This window comes from Okeania sp. SIO3B5, from assembly GCF_010692555.1.
Classification (GTDB): Bacteria; Cyanobacteriota; Cyanobacteriia; order Cyanobacteriales; family Microcoleaceae; genus Okeania.
Genome location: NZ_JAAHHG010000659.1, coordinates 1 through 4,871 on the forward strand (window position 1 = coordinate 1; position 4,871 = coordinate 4,871).

Sequence of the window (4,871 nt, forward strand, 5' to 3'; positions counted from 1 at the left end):
CGGGACAAAAATACCGATTAGCAAAGCTATTTGGTTGTGTCCGTGTGGTTTGGAATGATAGTCTAGCTTGCTGCCAAGAAAAGTATAAATTAGGAGAAAATAAACCCACTAATTCAGAACTACAAAAACAGTTTATCACTCAATCGAAAAAGACTGAAGACAGAGAATGGTTATCAGAAGTTTCTGCTATACCATTGCAGCAATCTTTAAATGATTTAAATCAGGCGTTGCTCTAACTTTTTTAAATCGACTAAAGGCCAGAGAAAAGGTAGAGCTATTAAACCTCCAGATTGCTTCGTTCCTCGCAACGCTCCGCGATTTAAAAGTAGAAAGTCAAAGCAAACTGCTAGGTTTACATGCATGAGGATTTAAAGTTGGTCAAAATAAAGTTCCTAGCAACGCTAAGATTGGAAAGCTGAAAATTGTATCGCCTGTGAGAGTTACCTGCTCTTCCATCATCAGTAACAGTAATTAAAGATTCAGCTAATAGATATTTCTTAAGTTTTGTAGTAGAAATACAACCAGAAATCTTACCTCAAACTGATAATTCAGTAGGTATAGATTTAGGCATTTATACTTTTGCTACATTGAGCGACGGTACAAAAATTGATGCTCCTAAGCCACTGAAGAAACGAATTAAGAAATTAAGAAAGTTAAGTAAGTTATTATCTAAAAAAACTAAAGACTCTAAAAGGTATGAAAAAGCACGGGTTAGAGTTGCTAAGTTCCATGGCAAGCTGAAAGATACTAGGACTGATTTTCTACATAAATTATCTACTAAAATAATTCGTGAAAACCAAACAGTTGTTTTAGAAGTATAACAACGTTTCTGGTATGGTTAAGAATCGTAAATTATCCAGGGCTATATCCGATTTAGGTTGGAGACAATTCCGGACATTCTTAGATGGAATTGCTGAAAAATATGGTCGTGATTTTAGAGTAATTAGTCGCCCTTGAGCCAACATCCCAAATTTGCTCAAATTGTGGCTTTAAAGGTGGGAAGCTAGACCTGAAGGTGCGAGAATGGGAGTGTCTAAACTGTGGCAGCAAACACGTTCTTAGACGAGAATGCAGCAATAAATATATTAGTCGCGGGCGGGCAGTCCGAGACATTAAACGGACGTGGAGGCAAGCATAAGACTAACGTCAAGCTAGCAGCAGCCAGTGTTAGCGGAGCTTTGCGAAGCGCAAAACGTCAACCCACCGAAGAGCTATGGTTCAGTAGGAATCTCTGCGCCTTCAGGCCGGAGAGGATGTCAAAGCCCTAGTTTGATTTAATCAGCAAGCCCTAGTTATGTTGAGTTTAGATACAGTCACAGTCAAACGATAGAACATCCGTTCCGCGAGAGTGATCGCTGATTTTCGGCAGATGGATGTTTAATTTAACTATTGTCCAATAGTTATTTTTATATATAGTCAACAGAAGCGATCGCTGATTTTCGGCAGATGGATGTTTAATTTAACTATTGTCCAATAGTTATTTTTATATATAGTCAACAGAAGCGATCGCTGATTTTCGGCAGATGGATGTTTAATTTAACTATTGTCCAATAGTTATTTTTATATATAGTCAACAGAAGCGATCGCTGATTTTCGGCAGATGGATGTTTGATTTAACTATTGTCCAATAGTTATTTTTATTTATATACAGTCACAGTCAAGCGATCACTCAGTTTCAGGAGATGGATGTTTGATTTAACTATTGTCCAATAGTTATTTTGATTTATATATAGTCACAGTCAAGCGATCGCTCAGTTTCAGGAGATGGATGTTTGATTTAACTATTGTCCAATAGTTATTTTTATATATAGTCAACAGAAGCGATCGCTCAGTTTCAGGAGATGGATGTTTGATTTAACTATTGTCCAATAGTTATTTTGATTTATATACAGCCACAGTCAAGCGATCGCTGAGTTTCGAGATATTAATGTTTAATTTATCTATTGTCCAATAGTTACAGCAGTTTCCACGCATTATGAAGTACATCTCGGGAGTCTAGTCGCAGCTATATACTTTCATGCAACAAAGCCATTATTAATTATTGAATCCCTCTTTTGGAGGAGATGTCTAATCTTCTTCTTTTTCCTCATTGGTTGGTGGTAACAAAAGTGGAGTGGCAGCATATTCAGCAGTACGATCGCTAGGCAACCTACGAAGCAAGTCTCGTTGAATTAATTTGTCTAAGATTGGCAAAATTTCACTAAATGTATTAACTTTTATTCTTTGTAAATCATCAACAGTGACATTTGCATCTGATAAAATGCCTTTCTCTAATACTAACTCTAATACGATGAAATCTTCAGGAGTTAATCCTAACTGTCCCCGCACTTTTTGGTCTGCATAAGCAAACCCCTGCTGCAAAATTTCTGGTGTAACGATATTTGCACCTAATTCGGCAGCTTTAAGTAAAATATAGCTCCCCAAGCGGTTTAACCACCGGGGAACACCACTAGATCGTTCGCACAAAAGTCTAGCAGTTTCAGGAGTGAATGGGGCAACTGCTTCGGGAGCGTCTAAAGCAAGCTGAGATTCTTTTGGTCGCGCACTATTCAGATATTTGACTAGCATTTCATAAGTAGTATCCATATCCATTTCTTCAAGTTTGAGAGCGAGATCGAATAATCCACGCTCCCCAATTAAAATGTCTCGTGTGAGACCAAAAGGATGACCTGTGAGAATAAACCACGCTCCTGATTTTAAAATTCCTTGAGCATCTAGTAATAACTGTCTAACTTTTGCAGGGTCTTGTTTGTCTAGATCGTCGATGGCAATAACTACGCTGTCATTCTTTTCTAAAGCTCGTTGCAGTAAGTCTTCAAAACTGAGACTGGGAAACTGAGGTTTTTGAATGGCGACAACTTCTTCTTCTACTTCTACACCAGCAACAGGAAGACCTCCTTTGCCCTTAATTTTCCTTCTGCGCAGAGCTTTTTGAGGACGTAATCCCATTTGATTTAATTGTTGTTGTGCCCATTCGTCATCTTCCATTTCACGAGCTAAAGCAATTAAAGCTGCGGTAGCTAAATCTATTCCTTGAGGTAAACTAATATAAGCAGTAATAGTATTTTTTTTATTACGTTGTAAAATACCTAAAATTTCTAGAATAAATGCTGTTTTGCCAATCCCGATCCACCCATAAACTAGCAAGCGTTTTCTCTCACGACCCCGGAACAAGTGGAGAACTTCTCTGAGTTCTTTTGTCCGACCTGTAAAAACTTCTTGTATTTTTGCCTGACCAATAGTTGAAGCACTTTCCGAAAACGGTATTTCCTCTATTCCCCATCGGTCGTAGATGCTGCCTAATTCATCCCAAATTTCATCCCCATTACTCATTTTAGTTGTTTCTCCTTCATTTTTTCAATCAAACTTATCATTTTTTCTACTTCATTAATCCATAGTTAATCATCAATTTTTTCGATCTGTAAAAACTTCTTAAAATTTGGCATGTAAAATAATTGAAATACTTTAAAAAAAACGGTATTTCCTCTATTTTTAATTAGTCATAGGCATTATATAATTCATCCCAAATTTTATTATAATTACTCATTTTAGTTTTTCATTCTTCATTTTTTCAATCAAACTTATCATTTTTTTTACTTCATTAATCCATAGTTTATCATCAACTTGCCCGTAAATTTCTCTAGCTTTTTCTAACTCTAGTAAAGCATCTTGAAAAAAACCTATTTGTACCATTAACCAACCTAATCCAGTTTTACATGAAGCAACACCTAGCTGGTCTTTTATATGTTCATAAATCCGCAGAGCATCTCGATAATAAATGCGAGATTTATCAAAGTTACTCATTAAGTGGTGAGTGCGAGCTATCTGATAGGTAGTTTTAGCAAGAAGTGGATAGTCGTTTTCTTTGCTGTAAGTTTGGAAACTTTTTTCTAAATAATCAAGACCTTTATACCAGGAACCTTGTTCAACACAGATCGTGCCAACCAATAGACAACTTTTTGCTGCTTCCCATGAATCTCCTAATTCTTCAAATGCCTGAATTGCTTTTTCATAGTAAGCGATCGCCTCCTCCAATTTTCCTTGCTCTTGTGTAATGATTCCCAGGTTATGGTAACTTTTGGCAGTGTTATAAAAATCCCCTGCTTCTTTGTAAACCTCTAGAATTTTTAGGAAATCCCTCTGAGTCTCGATTACTGAGAAATTTGTTTCTTGATTTTCGTTGATTGTAATCATATTACTCTTGCTTGGGTTGCAATATCATGTCCAATTGAATACTTACACTGTATCAAAAAATAAAGCAGGAGTACTTACGCAAATTCACCTTGAAAACGCCTGATGTAGGGGCGTTAGCGGAGCTTTGCGTTAGCAAATGGAGATAGTCATTTCCCCTTTTTTGTCCGGTTCTATCCAGCCTCTAGGGACTTTGAAAGGGAAGCCATAATCTTCAGATGATGATTGTTTTTTAATTCCGTCTGGATATTGTTCGTTGGCGTTAAATTTTTCAACTGGAACTCCTAAGCTAAGAGCGATTTTTCTTGTTAACTCGCTGTCTGCTGGAGAATCATTCAAGATTCTCCAAATGTGAAGTTACAAAAGGGAAGAAATAGGAGATTCCCATTTTTGTAAAGTCTCGTTTTCTCCTATTGGAAATTTAGCAAATAAGGTATCGTCCTTAATCCCTATCTTTCCAGGGAAGCCAAATCCTCCAGTATTTAAAAGAGTTAGCTTTGCCCGTTTGCGATCGTCTTCTGTAAAACAACATTTTTTGTTCATGTCTGGCTTGGCCGTGGTGTCGGGAACTGCTGCCTACTTAAATGCTTTCGATGGCATCGAGGCGGTGATTAAAGCCGAAGGCGGTTCCATCAAAGAAGTATTGGTAGATGTTTTACAAGAGACCGACCTTGTAGCTC

Annotated in this window: 8 protein-coding genes; 4 read left to right on the forward strand and 4 right to left on the reverse strand. The window is 37.2% G+C overall.

The window, feature by feature from the left end; translation table 11 throughout:
• The 4 genes from F6K54_RS40385 to F6K54_RS40400 all read left to right on the forward strand — a co-directional run.
• Window positions 1-236: helix-turn-helix domain-containing protein (locus tag F6K54_RS40385; RefSeq protein WP_293090028.1), on the forward strand; the 236-nt coding region annotated here is incomplete at its 5' end.
• A gap of 234 nt (window positions 237-470) precedes the next feature.
• Window positions 471-821: a transposase gene (locus F6K54_RS40390; RefSeq protein WP_293090039.1), complete on the forward strand. Its 351-nt coding sequence runs from the start codon at window positions 471-473 to the stop codon at window positions 819-821.
• Between the two features lie 13 nt (window positions 822-834).
• On the forward strand, window positions 835-957 hold the full coding sequence (locus tag F6K54_RS40395) for a hypothetical protein (RefSeq protein WP_293090030.1): 123 nt from the start codon (window positions 835-837) through the stop codon (window positions 955-957).
• Between the two features lie 13 nt (window positions 958-970).
• Complete coding sequence (locus F6K54_RS40400; RefSeq protein WP_293090041.1) at window positions 971-1,138, forward strand: hypothetical protein; 168 nt, start codon at window positions 971-973, stop codon at window positions 1,136-1,138.
• A gap of 929 nt (window positions 1,139-2,067) precedes the next feature.
• Here F6K54_RS40400 and F6K54_RS40405 read toward each other — a convergent pair.
• The 4 genes from F6K54_RS40405 to F6K54_RS40420 all read right to left on the reverse strand — a co-directional run bounded on the left by F6K54_RS40405 (window position 2,068) and on the right by F6K54_RS40420 (window position 4,734).
• The gene (locus tag F6K54_RS40405; RefSeq protein WP_293090032.1) at window positions 2,068-3,333 is read right to left on the reverse strand and encodes an ATP-binding protein; all 1,266 of its coding nucleotides are present in this window, start codon (window positions 3,331-3,333) and stop codon (window positions 2,068-2,070) included.
• Window positions 3,334-3,543: 210 nt separating this feature from the next.
• A complete protein-coding gene (locus tag F6K54_RS40410; RefSeq protein ID WP_293090034.1) occupies window positions 3,544-4,194 on the reverse strand; it encodes a tetratricopeptide repeat protein in 651 nt (216 codons plus the stop codon).
• A 129-nt stretch (window positions 4,195-4,323) separates the two neighbouring features.
• The gene (locus F6K54_RS40415) at window positions 4,324-4,530 is read right to left on the reverse strand and encodes a hypothetical protein (RefSeq protein WP_293090035.1); all 207 of its coding nucleotides are present in this window, start codon (window positions 4,528-4,530) and stop codon (window positions 4,324-4,326) included.
• Window positions 4,531-4,548: 18 nt separating this feature from the next.
• Window positions 4,549-4,734, reverse strand: a complete 186-nt coding sequence (locus F6K54_RS40420) for a hypothetical protein (protein ID WP_293090037.1) — start codon at window positions 4,732-4,734, stop codon at window positions 4,549-4,551.
• Window positions 4,735-4,871 lie beyond the last annotated feature (137 nt).